At 61.7% G+C, this 1,466-nt stretch carries 1 protein-coding gene; it reads left to right on the top strand.

From position 1 onward, the window contains the following. Positions 1–1,356 (top strand): sulfatase-like hydrolase/transferase (locus QTI68_RS40075; protein ID WP_286529974.1); only part of this gene is annotated, 1,356 nt, incomplete at its 5' end. Positions 1,357–1,466 lie beyond the last annotated feature (110 nt).

The raw sequence follows: 1,466 nt of genomic DNA on the forward strand, positions 1-1,466 counted from the left end.
TACACGGCTTACAAGGGCAAGTGGCACCTGACAAGGGAGTTCGAGACGGTCAACGAGCACGGCAACTTGACCAAGATCTTCACGCAGGAAATGGAGGCCTACGGCTTCTCCGATTACTTCGGCGTCGGCGACATCATCGCGCACACAAGAGGGGGCTACCTTCACGACGGCATCATCTCTGCGATGGGCGTGAACTGGCTCCGCGGCAAGGGACGCGAACTGGCGGCGGAACACAAACCCTGGCTCCTCGCAGTGAACCTCGTCAACCCGCACGATGTGATGTACTACAACACGGATGCACCGGGTACGGCGGTTCAAACGAAACGTGGGATCAAGCGTGTCGAGCGCGATCCGGTCGACCCGCTTTACGCGAAGCAGTGGGAGTACCGGACTCCGGCGAGTCACGGGCAGGCGCTCGATGCTCCGGGGCGTCCACCCGCACATCGGGATTTTCTGCATGCTCATGACGCGTTGGTCGGCACCATCCCGAATGAGGAAGCCCGTTGGCGCCGGCGGCACAACTACTACTTGAATTGCATGCGCGATGTGGATCGAAACATTGCGACGCTTCTTGCCGAACTGGACGCCTCGGGGCTGGCCGACAAGACAATCGTGATCCTGACCGCCGATCATGGCGACATGGACGGCGCGCACCAACTGCACGCCAAGGGTGCTGTCGCGTACCGCGAACAGAACAACGTGCCATTCATCGTTTCCCACCCGGCCTACGCGGGCGGAAAGCAGTGCAAGGCCGTTACCTCGCACGTCGACATTGCGCCAACGCTGATAGGGCTCACCGGCGTGTCTCCGGACAAGCGGGCCGGCATCGTCAAGGGACTTCCTGGCAAGGATGTTTCCGGGCTCCTCGCAGCTCCCGAGCGCGCCGATTTCGCGGCCGTGCGTGAGGGTGCGCTCTTCAACTACAACATGTTTGCCTACCTCGACGGCGACTTCCTGAACAAGGCCGTCGACTACATGCAAAAGGGCGGCAAACCAAGCGAGCTACAGAGCGCGGGCATCCGCCCAGACATGATGAAGCGCGGCGCGGTTCGGTCGGTGTTCGATGGCCAGTACGTGTTCGCGCGCTATTTTTCGCCGAAGCAGCACAACCGACCCACGACGGTGGAGGAGCTTTATCGCTTGAACGATGTCGAGCTGTTCGATGTGCGGGCCGATCCGAGCGAGATGAACAATCTCGGCTTGCAAGGCGGGCGAAACCGGGACCTTGTCCTCGCCATGAACGAGAAGCTCAACCGGCTAGTAGATGCCGAAGTCGGCGAAGATCGCGGGCAGATGCTCCCCGGCGGCATCGACGCCGGTTGGGAGGTTACGGCGGAGACAATGTCGGGCGCTTGAGCCTCTCGCGCGACTCCATCCCCGCTGGTTTTTTCGGTTGTGCGGGCCCGCGACCGCTCCCGCGTGCCTTGCTGACATTCGAAGCGAGAACTCAAAGGACGGCAACGGGC

It is taken from the genome of Variovorax sp. J31P207, assembly GCF_030316965.1.
Classification (GTDB): Bacteria; Pseudomonadota; Gammaproteobacteria; order Burkholderiales; family Burkholderiaceae_C; genus Variovorax; species Variovorax ginsengisoli_B.